Annotated in this window: 14 protein-coding genes and 1 pseudogene; 5 read left to right on the forward strand and 10 right to left on the reverse strand. The window is 71.3% G+C overall.

Features of this window, described 5'->3' with window-relative positions; genetic code table 11:
* Positions 1-8: 8 nt before the first annotated feature.
* Together CP976_RS15230 and CP976_RS15235 are read right to left on the reverse strand one after the other, a co-directional pair.
* On the reverse strand, positions 9-470 hold the full coding sequence (locus CP976_RS15230) for an HD domain-containing protein (protein ID WP_150480846.1): 462 nt from the start codon (positions 468-470) through the stop codon (positions 9-11).
* Positions 471-536: 66 nt separating this feature from the next.
* Positions 537-1,715: a PP2C family protein-serine/threonine phosphatase gene (locus CP976_RS15235; protein WP_150480847.1), complete on the reverse strand. Its 1,179-nt coding sequence runs from the start codon at positions 1,713-1,715 to the stop codon at positions 537-539.
* Between the two features lie 161 nt (positions 1,716-1,876).
* Here CP976_RS15235 and CP976_RS15245 point away from each other — a divergent pair, with 161 nt between their 5' ends.
* A complete protein-coding gene (locus tag CP976_RS15245; protein ID WP_150480848.1) occupies positions 1,877-3,133 on the forward strand; it encodes a GNAT family N-acetyltransferase in 1,257 nt (418 codons plus the stop codon).
* 15 nt (positions 3,134-3,148) lie between these two features.
* Here the strand turns inward: CP976_RS15245 and CP976_RS15250 are convergent, their stop codons facing one another.
* Positions 3,149-3,964, reverse strand: a complete 816-nt coding sequence (locus CP976_RS15250; protein WP_150480849.1) for an Fpg/Nei family DNA glycosylase — start codon at positions 3,962-3,964, stop codon at positions 3,149-3,151.
* Between the two features lie 217 nt (positions 3,965-4,181).
* On the reverse strand, positions 4,182-4,667 hold the full coding sequence (locus CP976_RS15255; protein WP_150480850.1) for a ribose-5-phosphate isomerase: 486 nt from the start codon (positions 4,665-4,667) through the stop codon (positions 4,182-4,184).
* A 286-nt stretch (positions 4,668-4,953) separates the two neighbouring features.
* Here CP976_RS15255 and CP976_RS15260 point away from each other — a divergent pair, with 286 nt between their 5' ends.
* The gene (locus CP976_RS15260) at positions 4,954-6,450 is read left to right on the forward strand and encodes an amino acid permease (protein ID WP_150480851.1); all 1,497 of its coding nucleotides are present in this window, start codon (positions 4,954-4,956) and stop codon (positions 6,448-6,450) included.
* A gap of 88 nt (positions 6,451-6,538) precedes the next feature.
* On the opposite strand, the gene CP976_RS15265 is transcribed toward CP976_RS15260, so the two are convergent.
* Together CP976_RS15265 and CP976_RS15270 are read right to left on the reverse strand one after the other, a co-directional pair.
* On the reverse strand, positions 6,539-7,237 hold the full coding sequence (locus CP976_RS15265; protein ID WP_208838989.1) for a hypothetical protein: 699 nt from the start codon (positions 7,235-7,237) through the stop codon (positions 6,539-6,541).
* A gap of 647 nt (positions 7,238-7,884) precedes the next feature.
* A pseudogene (locus tag CP976_RS15270) lies at positions 7,885-8,580 on the reverse strand (serine/threonine-protein kinase); the annotation flags it as partial.
* Positions 8,581-8,821: 241 nt separating this feature from the next.
* On the opposite strand from CP976_RS15270, the gene CP976_RS15275 reads away from it, so the two are divergent.
* Positions 8,822-9,553, forward strand: a complete 732-nt coding sequence (locus tag CP976_RS15275; RefSeq protein WP_150480852.1) for an LPXTG cell wall anchor domain-containing protein — start codon at positions 8,822-8,824, stop codon at positions 9,551-9,553.
* Positions 9,554-9,639: 86 nt separating this feature from the next.
* On the opposite strand, the gene CP976_RS15280 is transcribed toward CP976_RS15275, so the two are convergent.
* Positions 9,640-10,221: a biotin transporter BioY gene (locus CP976_RS15280; RefSeq protein ID WP_150480853.1), complete on the reverse strand. Its 582-nt coding sequence runs from the start codon at positions 10,219-10,221 to the stop codon at positions 9,640-9,642.
* Between the two features lie 380 nt (positions 10,222-10,601).
* Here CP976_RS15280 and CP976_RS15285 point away from each other — a divergent pair, with 380 nt between their 5' ends.
* Together CP976_RS15285 and CP976_RS15290 are read left to right on the forward strand one after the other, a co-directional pair.
* Positions 10,602-11,981, forward strand: coding sequence for an amino acid permease (locus CP976_RS15285; RefSeq protein ID WP_150480854.1), 1,380 nt, complete (start codon positions 10,602-10,604; stop codon positions 11,979-11,981).
* A 136-nt stretch (positions 11,982-12,117) separates the two neighbouring features.
* Complete coding sequence (locus CP976_RS15290) at positions 12,118-12,765, forward strand: superoxide dismutase (protein ID WP_150480855.1); 648 nt, start codon at positions 12,118-12,120, stop codon at positions 12,763-12,765.
* A gap of 135 nt (positions 12,766-12,900) precedes the next feature.
* On the opposite strand, the gene CP976_RS15295 is transcribed toward CP976_RS15290, so the two are convergent.
* The 3 genes from CP976_RS15295 to CP976_RS15305 are packed head-to-tail and all read right to left on the reverse strand — an operon-like array spanning position 12,901 to position 15,803.
* Positions 12,901-13,677 (reverse strand): SAM-dependent methyltransferase, encoded by a 777-nt coding sequence (locus tag CP976_RS15295; RefSeq protein ID WP_150480856.1) that lies wholly within the window; start codon positions 13,675-13,677, stop codon positions 12,901-12,903.
* 12 nt (positions 13,678-13,689) lie between these two features.
* Positions 13,690-14,322 carry a histidine phosphatase family protein gene (locus CP976_RS15300; protein ID WP_150480857.1) on the reverse strand — a complete coding sequence of 211 codons (633 nt, stop codon included), beginning with the start codon at positions 14,320-14,322 and terminating at the stop codon, positions 13,690-13,692.
* Positions 14,319-15,803: an FGGY-family carbohydrate kinase gene (locus CP976_RS15305; protein WP_150480858.1), complete on the reverse strand. Its 1,485-nt coding sequence runs from the start codon at positions 15,801-15,803 to the stop codon at positions 14,319-14,321. Before CP976_RS15305 ends, CP976_RS15300 begins: the two co-directional genes overlap by 4 nt.
* Positions 15,804-15,921: the final 118 nt, after the last annotated feature.

Below are 15,921 nucleotides of genomic sequence, written 5' to 3' on the forward strand. Positions count from 1 at the left end.
ACCGGAGTTCATCCGACGAGACCGAGAAGTGCGCGCATCCGCGCGTACTTCTCGGTCAGTCGTTTGCGGGTGGCCTCGTCCAGGACCGCGAGGCGTGCCGGGTCCGCGTTGTGTGCCAGGTCCGACTCCTTCACCAGCAGCGCGCCGGGCGTGGCGAGGATGCGCGCGGCGTACGCCTCGGGCGGTTCCCCGGACCGCTTGGTGACCGCCAGGACGATGTCCTTGGTACGGCTGCTCAGCGCGGCCTCGCGCAGCCACTCGGGCGAGAGCGCGTCGTCCTCGACGGCGTCGTGCAGCCAGGCCGCCGCGATCTGTTCGTCGTCACCGCCCCGCGCCCGTACGCCCTCCGCGACCGCCTGGAGATGCTCGGCGTAGGGCCGTCCGGCTTTGTCGGTCTGGCCGGCGTGCGCGGCCCGGGCGGTGGTCTCGACCTGGGCCAGGGTCAGCGGGGTGCGGGGTGTCTCGGTCACGGCTCCAGTGTGCACCTGGCTTCCGTGCGCACTCGGCTCCAGTGCGCGCCTGGGCAGAACGGCGCCTCAGCGGGCGGCGGCCGCCGTCGGGCCTTCCCGGCAGATCAGCAGCAGGGCCCGGTCGTCGTTGACGTCCTTGGCCACCGCCTCGATGAGGTGCCAGGCGGCGCCGTGGAAGCCCCCCGCGACGTAACGGTCGGCCTCGCCGGTCAGGCGGTCGATGCCCTCGACGATGTCGCGGTCGGAGGTCTCCACCAGGCCGTCCGTGAACAGCATCAGCACGTCACCCGGACGGAGCGAGCCCTTCACCGGGTCGAACTGGGCACCGTCGTACACGCCGAGGAGCGGGCCTTCCGCCGTCTTCTCCTCCCATCGGCCGCTGCCCGCGCTGAGCTGAAGGCCCGGCGGGTGGCCGGCGGAGTAGAGCTCGTAGTCGCCGGAGTCCAGGTCGAGGACCAGGTGGATGGAGGTGGCGAAGCCCTCGTCCCAGTCCTGGCGGAGCAGGTAGCCGTTGGCGGCCGGGAGGAAGGCGTGCGGCGGGAGGGAGCCGAGCAGGCCGCCGAACGCACCGGACAGGAGCAGCGCCCGGGAGCCCGCGTCCATGCCCTTGCCGGAGACGTCGGTGAGGACGACCTCGAGCGTACGGCCGCCGTTGGTGCGCGCGGCCACCACGAAGTCGCCCGAGAAGGACTGGCCGCCCGCCGGGCGCAGCGCCATCTCGCGGTGCCAGCCGTCGGGCAGGCCGGGCAGCTTGCTCTGCACCCGGATGCGTTCACGCAGGTCGAACAGCATGGTTCCGCCGCGCCGCCAGGGCACGCCGACGCGGCTGCGGAACTGGGCCAGCAGCAGCCCGAAGAACCCGCAGGCCGCGACCACCAGCACCACGCCCGGAGTGACCCGGGACGGGCCCTCCGTGTAGGGGCCGAGCTGCACCGACTCCACGATCAGCGCCGTGGCCGCCGCCGCGTACAGGCCGAGCAGGCTCGCCGGGCGCAGCAGCAGGCCGCCCACGACGACCGGCAGGACCAGGGCGGCCGGCGAGAACCACACGGAGTTCGCCAGCGTCGCCGCCGTGATCAGCGGGACCATCAGGAGCAGACCGGCCAGGGCGATCCAGTCCGAGCCGTCGCCGCGGAAGTAGTCCACGGCGGCCCGGCGCACGCCGACGCGGGCCCGGTGCCACTGCTTCTTCAACCGGGCCGTGAACGTATCGGCTTCCGCGCGCCGCTCTCGTCCTGCTGCCATTAGTTCGGGACCCTATCCATCGGACCGGGCACTTGGCACGGGAGGTCCTACTTGTCCCCCGTCCGAGGGCCGACTTCACAGTGAACTGCACACCGCGCCGCCCTGCGCCACCCCGGGGAAATTCCCTCGCTCGCCCCGCATCGCCCTGCTAGGCATGGTCCATGACGACTGACACGGCCGGCTCCGCGGCGACCCCGCGGGTACTTCGGCAGGACGACTGGGACCAGTGGTACGACACCCTCATCCGCGGCTTCGGCGGGGTGCCGGAGTCCGCCGAGGAGCGGGAGTTGTGGAACTCGCTGACCGAGTTCGACCGTTCACTCGGTGTCTGGGACGGGGACGACTGTGTGGGGACGGCCGGGGCGTTCCGCTTCCGGCTCACCGTGCCCGGTGGGGCCTCGGTGCCGGCCGCGGGCGTCACGATGGTGAGCGTGGCCGCCACACACCGCAGGCGTGGTGTCCTGACGTCGATGATGCGGCGGCAGCTGGACGACGTCCGTGACTGGGGTGAGCCGCTGGCCGTGCTCACGGCCTCCGAACCGGCGATCTACGGCCGGTTCGGGTACGGCATCGCCACCTTCCACTTGAGCGCCGAGATCGACACGAGCCGGGTGCGGCTGCCGTCGCTGCCCGCGGGTACGGACGAGGTGCGTCTGCGATACGCCGTTCCCGCCGGGGTCGTCGATGTGTGCGAGGCGGTGTACGCGCGGCTGGTGCCGTCGCGGCCGGGGATGCTGGCGCGCCAGCCCGGCTGGGAACGGCTCGGGGTGCTCGATCCGGAGAGCGACCGGGACGGGGCGTCGCCGCTTCAGTGCGTCCTCGCCGAGCGGGACGGGGAGACGGTCGGGTACGCGCGGTACCGCGTCAAGCCGAACTGGGGGCCCGCCGGGCCCAACGGCAGCGTGGTGGTGGAGAACTCGGCCGCGCTGGACCCCGCGGCGGACGCGGCGATGCTGCGGTTCCTGTTCGGCATCGACCTGACGTCGACGCTGGTGCTGCGGGGGCGGCCGGTCGACGACGCGTGGCAGCACCTGGTGTCCGACATACGGCGGTGTCAGCCGCGGTTGCGGGATTCGCTGCACGTACGGCTGGTGGATGTCGGAGCCGCGCTGGAGGCGCGGACGTACCAGGCGCCGGTGGATGTGGTGTTCGAGGTGGAGGACGCGTTCTGTCCCTGGAACGCCGGGCGTTGGCGGCTCAGCGGGGATGCGAAGGGGGCGTCCTGCGCGCGTACGACGGATACGGCGGACGTCGCCTTGTCCGTACGGGAGTTGGGGGCGGCCTATCTCGGCGGGGTGAGCCTCGGGGCGTTGGGGGCGGCGGGGCGTGTGCGGGAGGTGCGGCGGGGGGCGTTGGCGGAGGCCTCGTCGGGGTTCGGGGCCGGTGTGGCGGCGCCGTGGCTGCCGCACGGTTTCTGAGGGCGGAGCTGTTTTTCAGGGGCGTTGGCAGGTCGGGCACCAGAAGAGGTTGCGGGCGGCGAGATCGGCGGTGCGGATCTCGCCGCCACAGATGTGGCAGGGCTGGTTGGCCCTGCGGTAGACGTACACCTCGCCGCCGTGGTCGTCCACGCGGGGCGGGCGGCCCATCGCCTCCGGGGTGTGTTCCGGGCGGACCGTGTCGATGCGGTTGTTGCGGACGCCCTCGTGCATGAGCTCGACCAGGTCGGTCCAGATCGCGTGCCACTCGGAGGGGGTGATGTCCTTGCCCGCGCGGTACGGGTCGATGCGGTGCCGGAAGAGGACCTCCGCGCGGTAGACGTTTCCCACGCCGGCGATGACCTTCTGGTCCATGAGCAGGGCGGCGATGGTCGTACGGCTGCGGGAGACGCGGCGGTACGCGGTGTCCGGGTCGGCGTCGTCGCGGAGGGGGTCGGGGCCGAGGCGGTCGTGTATCGCCTGCTTCTCCGGGGGTGTGATGAGGGCGCAGGTGGTGGGGCCGCGGAGGTCCACGTAGGTGGTGTCGTTCGCGAGGCGGAGGCGGACGGTGTCGGTGGGTGGGGGTGCGGGGGCGGGACCGAAGGCGACCTTGCCGAAGAGGCCGAGGTGGATGTGGACCCAGTCGGTGCCGTGGAAGCCGAAGCCGAGGAAGAGGTGCTTGCCGTGGGCTTCCGTGTGGGTGAGTTCCGTGCCGGTGAGGAGGGAGGCGGCGTCGGTGAACTTGCCCTGGGGGCTGGTTACCCGGGGGGCCGTGCCGAGGAAGGCCCTGGCGTAGTCGAGGGCCAGCCGGTGGATGGTGTGGCCTTCCGGCACGGGTTGCTCCTGTGATCGTCGCCGCCGGGGTCGAAAAACCTCGTGGCTCCGCCCCGGGCCCCGGCGGGTCCCCACCAGGACTCGGACAGGGCCGCACGCGGGACGCGGGGTTCGGCACCTCGGCGGCCTCGCGCCCCGGGCCGGGGGCTTTCGCCCGCTCGGGGCGAGCGCGCCTGGCCGCTGCCGTACAGGCGTACGCCTCGGGACCGGCCGGGGCTTACGGCTGGGGGTGGTGGGGCGGGATGGGCGGGAGGTCGCCTGTTGATTCGTACGTCTCGAGCATGTCGATTCGGCGGATGTGACGTTCGTCACCGGAGAACGGCGTGCTGAGGAACGTCTCGACGAACGCCGTCGCCTCGTCCTGCGAGTGCATGCGCGCGCCCACGGCGACGACGTTGGCGTTGTTGTGCTGGCGGCCGAGTGCCGCCGTCTCCTCGCTCCAGGCGAGGGCCGCACGGACGCCCTTGACCTTGTTCGCGGCGATCTGCTCGCCGTTGCCGGAGCCTCCGATGACGATGCCGAGGGCCTCGGGGTCCGCGGCCGTCCGCTCCGCGGCGCGGAGGCAGAAGGGCGGGTAGTCGTCCTGGGCGTCGTAGATGTGCGGGCCGCAGTCGACGGGGTCGTGACCCGCCGCCTTCAGCCACTCGACGAGGTGGTTCTTGAGTTCGTAGCCCGCATGGTCCGAGCCGAGGTACACGCGCATGGGACGAGTGTGACACGGGTGTTTCGGGGCAGGCGCGCGGGGTGGCGCTCACGAAAACGCGAGGCGAATGTGAGCCGCGTTATAGAAGCTCAGGAAAACCTCAAGTAACAATCTGGATTCAAAGGTTCTCCCCATCGTTCGCCTCCGATTCACTGGACGCGCTCGTACACCGCTCGTACACCGCTCGTATGAGCCCTGTGCACCGTCTTGCCGCGACACACCCCGTTCGTACGGCTCAGGCGGTGCGCACGGAAAACAGCTCCCCGGCGCAAAGGAAAACCGTTCCATGACCTCGCAGCCGACTCTCAAGACGACAGGACACGAACCCGGCGGCCCCGGAGAACCCGGTGGCGAACCCGGGCTCCAGGCAGGGCTCAAGAACCGGCATCTGTCGATGATCGCCATCGGCGGTGTCATCGGGGCGGGCCTGTTCGTCGGGTCCAGCTCGGGTATCGCCACCGCGGGGCCCGGCATCCTGCTGTCGTACGCCCTCGTCGGCACGCTCGTCGTGCTGGTGATGCGGATGCTCGGTGAGATGTCGGCCGCCAACCCGACCTCGGGCTCCTTCTCCGCGCACGCCGACCGGGCGCTCGGGCCCTGGGCCGGTTTCTCCATCGGCTGGCTGTACTGGTTCTTCTGGGTGGTCGTGCTGGCGGTCGAGGCGACCGCCGGTGCCGTGATCCTGGAGGGGTGGATCCCGGCCGTGCCGCAGTGGGCCTGGGCCCTGATCGTGATGGTGGTGCTCACCGCCACCAACCTCGTCTCCGTCGGGTCGTACGGCGAGTTCGAGTTCTGGTTCGCCGGGATCAAGGTGGTCGCGATCGCCGCGTTCATCGTCATCGGCGGGCTCGCCGTGTTCGGGGTGCTGCCCGGTGTCGACAGCGAACAGGCCGGACTGAGCAACCTCACCGAGCACGGGGGCTTCCTGCCCCATGGTGCCGGGGCGATCCTCACCGGTGTGCTGCTCGTCGTCTTCTCCTTCATGGGAAGCGAGATCGCCACCCTGGCCGCCGGTGAGTCCGAGAACCCGCAGCAGGCCGTCACCAAGGCCACCAACAGCATCATCTGGCGAGTCGCCGTCTTCTACCTCGGCTCGATCCTCGTCGTGGTGTCCCTGCTGCCGTGGGACAGCAAGTCCATCACCGACGACGGCTCCTACGTCGCCGCGCTCGACTCCCTCGGCATTCCGCACGCCGGTCAGATCATGAACTTCATCGTGCTGACCTCGGTGCTGTCCTGCCTCAACTCCGGCCTCTACACCGCCTCCCGCATGGCCTTCTCGCTCGGCCGGCGCGGTGACGCCCCGAAGTCCTTCGCCCGCACGACCGCCAACGGCGTGCCGCGGACGGCCATCCTCGCCTCCGTGGCGTTCGGATTCGTCGCCGTCTTCTTCAACTACAAGTTCCCGGACTCCGTCTTCCTCTTCCTCGTGAACTCCAGTGGCGCGGTCGCCCTGTTCGTGTGGCTGGTGATCTGCTTCTCCCAGCTGCGGATGCGGAAGATCATCCAGGCCGAGGCGCCCGAGAAGCTCGTCGTGAAGATGTGGCTGTACCCGTACCTGACCTGGGCGACGGCCGCGCTGATCGTGTTCATCCTCGGTTACATGCTCACCGACACCGAGCACGACGGGCGCCAGACCATCCTGCTGTCGCTGCTCGTCGCGGCGCTCGTCCTCGCCGTCGCCTTCGTGAAGGAGAAGGTCCGTCGGGGGCAGCGGGCCGCCGCCGGCGCCGCCGAGGCACAGGCCCAGGACGACAGCCGGGACGAGGTCTCGGCCGGCTGACCCTTCCGGCGCTCGCCGTTCGTGGTGAACCGGGGCCTGCGGTGCGTGTTCCGCCGGAACACGCACCGCAGGCCTTTTCCGTTGCCGCCTACAGCACCGTGAAGCTGTCCTTGACCTTCTCGTACGTGCGCAGGGCTTCCGGTTCGATGCCGGAGTCGTACCAGGTGTTGATCTGGTACGACTTGCCGTCCACGTTGAAGCCGAGCAGGCGGGCGTGCCAGTGGACGCCCCGCAGCGTGAAGGTGTACTCCCAGATCACCGCCGGGTGGCCGCGGTACGTCGTCTCCTCCAGGCGGATCTTGCGGTAGTCCTCACCCTGGTGGGCGTTGCGCTCCGAGGTCTGCCAGGTCTCCAGCAGGTCGCCGCGGGCCAGGGACGACTTGCCGACGAGTTCCTGCGTGCCGTCCGGGGAGGTGTAGTGCACCTCCGCCCCCGTCTTCACGTCCCGCCGCCAGCCCTCGGGTGTCGCCCAGGCGAATCCACCGGCCTCCCGGTGCGCGCCCGGCGGCAGGCTCTGCGGCCTGGCTGTGCCTCCGACCGTGGCTGAGGGCGTGGAGTCGGGGGTGGGGTCCGTGGCGGGGGCTGTGGTGAGTGGTGCGGAGGCCGAGGAGCCCGCGCGCGGGTCGTCGTCGCCCGGTGAGCCGGAGGTCGTCGCCAGCACGATTCCCACGACGGCGCCGACCGTCGCGACCGTGGCTGCCGCGGCGGCGAGCATGGTGCGGCGGTGGCCGGCACGGGGGCGGGCGGCGACCGGTGTGGCAGGGCCGGGGAGGTCGCCCGGCGGCATCGCGGTGGGTGTCGGGGCGAGGTGGGGGCGGCACTCCGTCGCCGCCTGCGCTCGGGTGAGGGAGACGCGGCTCGGGCCGTGGGTGGTCGTGGTGGTAGCGGCAGTGGCGGCACTGGCGGTGGTGGTGCTGCTGACGGAGGGGTTCGGCGAACCCGCCGTGTTCGGTGGTGTCGTCTGCGGGGTGGGTGTGGGGGCTGCGGCGGTGGGTGTGGGGCGGGCTGGCGGGGGTCCTTCGGAGTGGGCGGCCGGGGTGGTGGCGGCGCGGGTGGCGGGGGTGGTGGTGGCGCGGGGGCCGATGTCCGCGGCTCCCGTTCCGGTTCCGGGGCGGGGCGCCCGTCCCGTTCGGGTTGCCCGTCCCGTTCGGGTTGCCCGTCCGATGCCGGCGGGTCCGGTCGCTTGCGCGAGTCGGGTTGCTCGTGCGGCTCGGGGTCGGGTGCGTGTTCGGGCCGGCGGCCCGGTACCGCTACCGGTTCCTGCGCGGGCGCCGAATCCGACACCGGGTCCGGCAACTTCGTCGCCCACTCCCGCCGTTCCCGGCCCGCCCCCACCGGCACCGTAGGCGTCGGCGGCGGGAACGCGACCGGTTCCAAGGCCTCTTCCAGTTCGTCGAGACCCGGGCGGGCCGACGGGTCCTTTTCCAGCAGGGACGTCAGGATGCCGCGCAACGGGCCGTACGCGGCGGGGAGTTCGGGCTCCTCGTACAAGACCGCGTGCAGGGTCGCCAGCGTGGTGTCGCGGGCGAAGGGGGAACGGCCGCCCAGGGCCGCGCAGAGGGTCGCGCCGAGGGACCAGACGTCGGACGGCGGGCCCTGCGGGCGGCCGGAGATGCGCTCGGGCGCCATGTAATCGGGCGAGCCGACCAGCATGCCGACCATCGTGAGCGCCTTGGCGTCCTGGATCGCGGCGATACCGAAGTCCGTGAGGACCACGCGTCGTTCGCGTCCCGGTCCCGCCGGGCTGCTCCCGTTCTCCACCAGCACGTTGCCCGGCTTGATGTCCCGGTGCAGTACTCCCCGTGCGTGGACCTGCCGTAGCGCCGCGACCAGGCCGAGCCCGATCCGGGCCGTATCGCACGGGCCCAGGGGGCCCTCCTCCGCGAGGATCCGTTCGAGGGAGCGGCCGGCGACCAACTCCATGACGATCCACAGGCGTTCGCCTTCGTCGACGACGTCGTAGACCCGTACGACGTTGGGGTGGTCGATCCGGGCCGTGGCCCTGGCCTCGCGCAGGGTGCGTTCGCGGCGCGTCCCGCTGTCCTCGGCGTCAAGGCCGTCGATGCGCATTTCCTTGACGGCGACCTGCCGGTCGAGTATTTCGTCGGCGGCTCGCCACACCCGCCCCATTCCCCCCTGACCGATACTTTCGACCAGCCGATAGCGCCCCGTCACCAATACCCCTGGAACACCGCCGATGTTCGCATTCCCCGGCAATCCGCTGCACCCCCTCCGCGACGCCGCGACCGACTCCAGTGAAACACAACGGTCACACTTCGTGCCCCATCAGGATAGTGCCGGGAAATCTTGTGGTAGCTCTTTGAGTACTGCGAATTCAGGCGCAGTCCAGGGGGACGCAAGGGGGGCGAACATGAGTTCTCGTCGCACGGCGGCGGTCACGGGATCGCTGGTAGCGGCATCTTTCTCGGTGGTGGTGATCCTTTCCGGAACAGCCGGCGCGGAAGACGAAGGGCCCGCAAGCAGCAAGGGAGGAAAGGTCGTTGACGAGGCGCCGGCGGGGGTGAAGCTGACCACGCTGCTGCCCGAGAAGATCTCGGTCGACAACGGCTCCGAAAAGACAGCGCTCACCGCCACGGTGAAGAACGAGGGAAACAAGGACAGCGGGAAGATCCGGCTTTTGGTCGTCGGTTTCGACGGGCTCACCGTCAAGAACGTCCAGGGGTGCTCACCGATAGCCGAGAACAATCTTCCGGAGGGATCGAACAGCGGTTTCAGCTGCCCCGTCGACAATCTCGCGGCCGGTAAGTCGAAGTCGTACGCCGTCGACGCGACGTACGACCTGGGAAAGACCGGGAAGATCTGTCTGCCCGTCCAGGCGAGCGACGGGAAGAAGACGTTCTGGCAGCAGGGCCCGGTGCCGTTCGGCACGACGAATCCGTCGCCGGACGCACCGGCGACGCCACTGCTGCTCGGCACCGACAACGAGCCGGTCTCCCCCGGCAAGCCGGATTCCCCGGGCGGCAAGGAGCTGCCGAAGACCGGTCCGGCGCGTGATCTGCTGCCGCTGGGCGCGGCCGGTGCGTCGCTGCTCGCGGCGGGCGCGGCCGGGATGTGGTGGTCGCGGCGGCGGCAGGAGGGCTGAACCGGCCTTCCGTGCCATGACACACGAGAGGCTCCCCGGGCCTGAGGGAAGGTGTGCCCGGGGAGCCTCTGGTGTGGAACGAGGGGTCAGCGCTTGTCGGCGAACTTCCATGCCGTCGGCAGCGCTCCCATCGCCAGCGCCGCCTTCAGCGCGTCGCCGATCAGGAACGGCGTGAGGCCGGCCGCGATCGCGGCGGCCGCGGACATGCCGGTGGCGAGGGCCAGGTAGGGAACGCCGACGGCGTAGATGATCGCCTCGCCCAGCAGCATCGTGCCCGCCATCCGCAGCATCGAGCGGTCGGCGCCGCGGCGGGCCAGGGCGCCCACCACCGTGGAGGCGAGGATCATGCCGAGGATGTAGCCGAAGGACGGGGCGACGCCGGAGGTGCCCTGCGCGAACCACGGCATACCGGCGAGGCCGGCCACGGCGTACAGCGCCAGCGAGAGGAAGCCGCGGCCGGCGCCGAGGGCGGTGCCGACGAGCAGCGCGGCGAAGGTCTGGCCGGTCACCGGCACCGGGGAACCGGGCACGGGCAGCGCGATCTGCGCGGCGAGGCCGGTGAGCGCGGCTCCGCCGAGCACGAGGGCCGCGTCCCGGACACGGGAGGCGGGCAGCAGGTCGGCGAGGACCTGCCCGGTGCGGGCGGGTGTGGCGGCAGCGGTGCTCATGGGGACTCCGCGGGAGTGAGGGCCGTTCGGGACACGGTGACGCTATCCCAGCGCGCTCGCCCGGTTCACCGTCAGCGCTCGACAAAGGGGAGATCGCGCGGCTGGTCGGCTTCTGACAAAGGACGGGGGTACACCGGACGCGGAGTGATGCCGGTCACGGAGGTGGCGAGGCTTCGGTCACCTGGCGGGCGGGAAGGCGGACTGTAGGGTTTCACCAAATCACCCACTGGGCGCGTGTCAACCCTCCGTTCACGGCCACTCACAGCGCGCGTTCCAGGCGTCCGCATGATGGACAGCCCTCCCCGCGGGGTGGAGGGACCACCCAGACTGGCGGCGTTTTTGCCCTCTCACGCCTCTCACGCATTGGACGAGCCGCGCCCATGCCCAGCACCACCACCGGGACGCCGCCCAGCACGGACGACGTCTCCCTCTCCCACGGCCTGAAGCAGCGCCACCTGTCGATGATCGCCCTCGGTGGGGTGATCGGCGCCGGTCTCTTCGTCGGCTCCGGCGCGGGTATCGCCGCCGCCGGTCCGTCGATCGTCGTCGCCTACGCCCTCTCCGGCCTCCTCGTGATGCTGGTGATGCGGATGCTCGGCGAGATGTCGGCCGCGTATCCGTCGTCGGGTTCGTTCTCGGCGCACGCGGAGCGGGCGATCGGCCCCTGGGCCGGATTCACCGCCGGCTGGGCGTTCTGGGTGCTGCTGTGCACGGCCGTCGGCCTGGAGGGCATCGGTGCCGCGAACATCGTCAGCGGCTGGCTGCCGGGCACGCCGGAGTGGGCGTGGGTCGCGCTGTTCATGGTGGTCTTCTGCGGCACGAACCTCGCAGCCGTGAAGAACTTCGGCGAGTTCGAGTTCTGGTTCGCGGCCCTGAAGGTCGGCGCGATCACCCTGTTCCTGGCGCTCGGCGTCCTGGCGATCCTCGGGATCCTGCCCGGCACGGACTCCCCCGGCGCCTCGCACCTCACCGACTTCCTCCCCAACGGCGGTGAGGGCCTGGTCATCGGCCTGCTCGCCTCGGTCTTCGCCTACGGCGGACTGGAGACGGTCACCATCGCGGCGGCCGAGTCGGAGAACCCCGTCAAGGGCGTGGCGAGCGCGGTCCGTACGGCGATGTGGCGCATCGCGCTGTTCTACGTCGGCTCGATGGCGGTCATCGTCACGCTGGTGCCGTGGGACTCGAAGGAGGTCGTCGAGAAGGGCCCGTACGTCGCCGCCCTCGACGAACTCGGCATCCCGGGCGCCGGCCAGCTGATGAACGTGGTCGTCCTGGTGGCGCTGCTGTCCGCCATGAACGCCAACATCTACGGCGCCTCGCGCATCGCGTACTCACTGGTGGAGCGCGGCCAGGGCCCGAAGGCGCTGGGCCGGGTCTCGGGCGGGGTCCCGCGGATCGCCGTTCTCGCCTCCTCCGTCTTCGGCTTCCTGTGCGTGCTGCTGAGCTACTGGCGGCCGAACGACGTCTTCTCCTGGCTGCTGAACATGATCGGCGCGGTGATCCTGGTCGTCTGGATCTTCATCGCCGTCTCGCAACTGCGCCTGCGGCGACGCCTGGAGCGGGAGACGCCGGAGAAGCTCGTCGTGCGGATGTGGCTGTTCCCGTGGCTGACGTGGATCGCGCTGGCCGGCATGGCCGCCGTCTTCGTCCTGATGGCCCGCCAGCCCGACACCCGGGTGCAGCTCTACTCGACCGGCGGGATGACGCTGGCCCTGGCGGCCGTCGGGTTCGCGTGGCAGAAGGCGCGCGCCCGGCAGTAGGCATCCCGGCACAGAAAGGCCCCTGCGGCACACGCGGGGGCCTTTTGTGTGTCCTGAGCACCCACTCGCACCTTCTTGCTGTTAGCGTGCAGTTGCAAGACCGTTGCAATAAGAGGTTCCGGAGGGGATCCCGCCCATGCCCGTCTACACGCTGCCCGACCTGCCCTACGACTACTCCGCGCTCGCCCCCGTGATCAGCCCCGAGATCATCGAGCTGCACCACGACAAGCACCATGCGGCCTACGTGAAAGGCGCCAACGACACGCTGGAGCAGCTTGCGGAGGCGCGGGACAAGGAGACGTGGGGGTCCATCAACGGGCTGGAGAAGAACCTGGCCTTCCACCTGTCCGGGCACATCCTGCACAGCATCTACTGGCAGAACATGACCGGCCCGAAGGACGGTGGTGGTGAGCCGCTGGCCGCCGATGGCGTGGGTGAGCTCGCGGACGCGATCAACGAGTCGTTCGGGTCGTTCGCGAGCTTCAAGACGCAGTTGTCCAAGGCCGCCGCGACCACGCAGGGTTCCGGGTGGGGCGTGCTCGCCTACGAGCCGCTGAGCGGGCGGCTGATCGTCGAGCAGGTCTACGACCACCAGGGCAACGTCGGCCAGGGCTCGACCCCGATCCTCGTCTTCGACGCCTGGGAGCACGCCTTCTACCTCCAGTACCGGAACCAGAAGGTCGACTTCATCGAGGCGATGTGGCAGGTCGTCAACTGGCAGGACGTGGGCCAGCGTTACGAGGCCGCCAAGTCCCGGGCGGACGTGCTGTTGCTGACGCCCTGACGGCGACGCGCTGTCGAGTCGTCCTGCCTCGTGATCGTCTTCTCACCCCTCACGAACGGCAGGCGGTATGAAGGAAGCCCCCGTGAGGACGTGACTCGCGGGGGCTTTCCGTGCGTGCGCTGGCTCGCGCGTGCGCTACGGCTTGCGGCCCAGGCCGCCGTGCTGGCCGATCGGCTCGGTCGGAGCGCCCGGCTCGGGGTGCCACAGCGGTACCGAGACCACGCCCGGTTCCACCAGCTCCAGGCCCTCGAAGAAGGCCTCGATCTGCTCGACCGGCCGCAGGTGGTACGGGACCGCGCCGGTCTCGTTGTAGGCGTCCTGGGCCTGCTCGTAGGCCGGGTCGGTGCCGCGGGAGCCCTCGTTGAGGGAGAGGTAGCTGCCCGGGGGCAGGCCGGCCAGGAGGCGGCGGACGAGGTCGCGGGCCTCGTCGTAGTCGGCCACGTGGCCCAGGATGCCGCTGAGGATCAGGGCCGTGGGGCGGGTGAGGTCGAGCGTCTTGCCGGCGGCCTCGACGATGCGCTCCGGCTCGAAGAGGCTGACGGGCTCGTACGCCGTCGCGCCCTCGGGCGTGGAGGTGAGCAGGGCGCGGGCGTGGGCGAGGACCAGCGGGTCGTTGTCGACGTAGACGATCCGCGACTCGGGGGCGAGACGCTGGGCCACCTCGTGGGTGTTGTCGACGGTCGGCAGACCGGTGCCGACGTCGAGGAACTGGCGTACGCCGGCCTCCTGGACGAGGTGGCGGATGCTGCGGCCGAGGAAGGCACGGCTGCCGCGGGCGATGGTGACGATGCCGGGGAACACGGCGGTGTAGGCGTCACCGGCCGCCTCGTCCACCGGGTAGTTGTCCTTGCCGCCCAGCCAGTAGTTCCAGATCCGGGCCGAGTGCGGCACCGAGGTGTCGATCTGCGTCATGGGCTCATAGTGCTACGGCACGTCCGTCCCGCACGGCACATTGAGTGAGAGGAGTGCGGCGGAACCGTCGGGGTTCATGCGCAGTTCACTGATCGCCGCGTTCCGCAACCGCGGGAACACTCTGCGGTACTCCCCGGCCGGGATGGACAGCAGTGTGCACAGCACCAGGCGCAGCAGGGTGTTGTGGGCGACCACGAGGACGCGTCCGCCGGGGTGGGCGGTGGCGATACGCCGCAGGGCGCCGGTCCCGCGGGCCGCTGCCGCCGTCGGGTCCTCGGCGCCGGGGAAGGGGTGCGCGACGGGGTCGGCGCGGTAGGCCGCGGCCCGGCCGGGGTCCTCGGCCTCGAACTCGGCGAGCGTACGGCCCTCCACGACTCCGAAGTCGCATTCGGTGAGGCCGGGTTCGCGCTGCGGGACCAGGCCCAGGGCACGGCAGGCGGGCTCGGCGGTGGCGACGGCCCGGGAGAGCGGCGACGTCCAGATCGCGTCGACGGGGTGGGCGGCGGCCCAGCGGCCGAGGGCCTCGGCCTGGGCGCGGCCGGTGTCGGTGAGGTCGATGTCGCTGACCCCGGCGTACCGGTTCTCGGCGTGCCAGACGGTCTGCCCGTGCCGGGCGAGGAGGAGGGTCGTGGTCGTGGTGGTCATGACTTCCCGGTGTCCAGGTGCAGGCGGGTTCGGGCGTGTGCCGCGACGGGGGCGGGGAGCCAGCCGCGGGTCTCCAGTGCGTCGACGAGGCGAGCGTACGGCTCGGTGAAGCGGGCCGTGCGCTCGGCGCGGGGTTCGAGGACGGTGCGGACGCGGACCATGCGCTCGGCGACGTCGGCGAGGGATCCGGCTCCGGATGCCTCATGACCTTCGTATGCCCCGTACGCGGCCAAAGCCGCCATTCCCAGGGCCGGTTCCGTCTGTTCCGGGACGCGGGCCGGGCGGCCGAGGATGTCGGCGCGGAGCTGGTTCCAGTAGGGGCTGCGCGCGCCGCCGCCGGTGAAGGTGAGCGGACCGTCGAGGGGGGCGCCCAGGTGGTGCAGATAGTCCAGGCACAGGCGTTCCGCGAAGCCGACGCCCTGGAGCAGCACGGCCCACAGGCCGGCGTCGCCCTCGGGTTCGCCGAGGACGAGGGGGACCGCCTCCGGCGCCCGGAACGGGAACCGCTCCCCCGGCGACACCAGCGGGTAGACGACCGCGCGGGACGGCTCGAACGCCGCCGCCGACTCGTCCATAGCGGCGGGGTCGGCGTCCGGGAAGTGCGCGGTGAGGGCCCCCGCTCCCACGCTCGACGCCCCGCCGGGCAGCCAGGTGCCGTCGGGGGCGCGGTGGTTGTAGACCACGCCGGTGGGGTCCCGGACGGGGTCGCGGGCGGCTCCCTTCAGCACGAGTGTGGTGCCGAGCACCGAGTTCCAGGAGCCGGGGCGCAGCGCGCCCGAGGCGATCTGGGCCGCGCAGCCGTCCGTCATCCCGGCGAGCACCGGGGTGCCGGCGGGGATGCCGGTGGCGTCGGCGGCGTGCGCGCAGACCTCGCCGAGGCGCGTGCCCGGGCGTACGACGCCGGGCAGCAGGCGGTCCGGGACGCCGAGTTGGGCCAGAGCGGCCTCCGGCCAGGCCTCCGCGTGCAGGTCGTAGCCGGTCTTGAGGGCGTGGCTGGAGTCCGCCGGGGGCGGTTCGCCGGTGAGGCGGGTGACGACCAGGTCGGGCTGGTGGGCGAGCCGGAGGCCGGGGCCGTACTCCCCCACCAGCCACAACGCCTTCGGCAGCGCCCAGGTGTCCTGGACCGCGAGCCCCGCCTCCCGGGCCCGCGCGGCCTCGGCCGCCGCTCGGCCGTCGTCGTACATCAGCGCGGGGCTCACCGGGCGGCCCGAGCCGTCCGTGAGCAGGACCGTGCCCGAGGTGCCGCACACCGCGAGGCCGCCGACCGGGACGCCGGGCGCGGAGCCGAGTGCCGCCCGGGACGCCGTGCACAGCGCCGACCACCACCGCTCCGGATCCTGCTCGTGCCGCACCCCCTCCCGCCGCCCGGTCAGCGCGGCCGAGCCGCTGCCGAGGACCCTGCCGTCGGCGGTGACGAGCAGCACGCGGACGCTCTGTGTGCCCAGGTCGATCCCCAGCCAGCCCGCATCCTCGTCCGCCATCCGGAACCTCCCACGACGTCGCATCCGGAAGTGTGAAGTTCTCACTGTGCCCCGATATTTTCCCGTGCGCGAGGGATTGACGCCCAACTTCAGCCGTTCCACCCTCTGTTAACGAGTC

Source organism: Streptomyces coeruleorubidus (assembly GCF_008705135.1).
Taxonomy (GTDB): Bacteria; Actinomycetota; Actinomycetes; order Streptomycetales; family Streptomycetaceae; genus Streptomyces; species Streptomyces coeruleofuscus.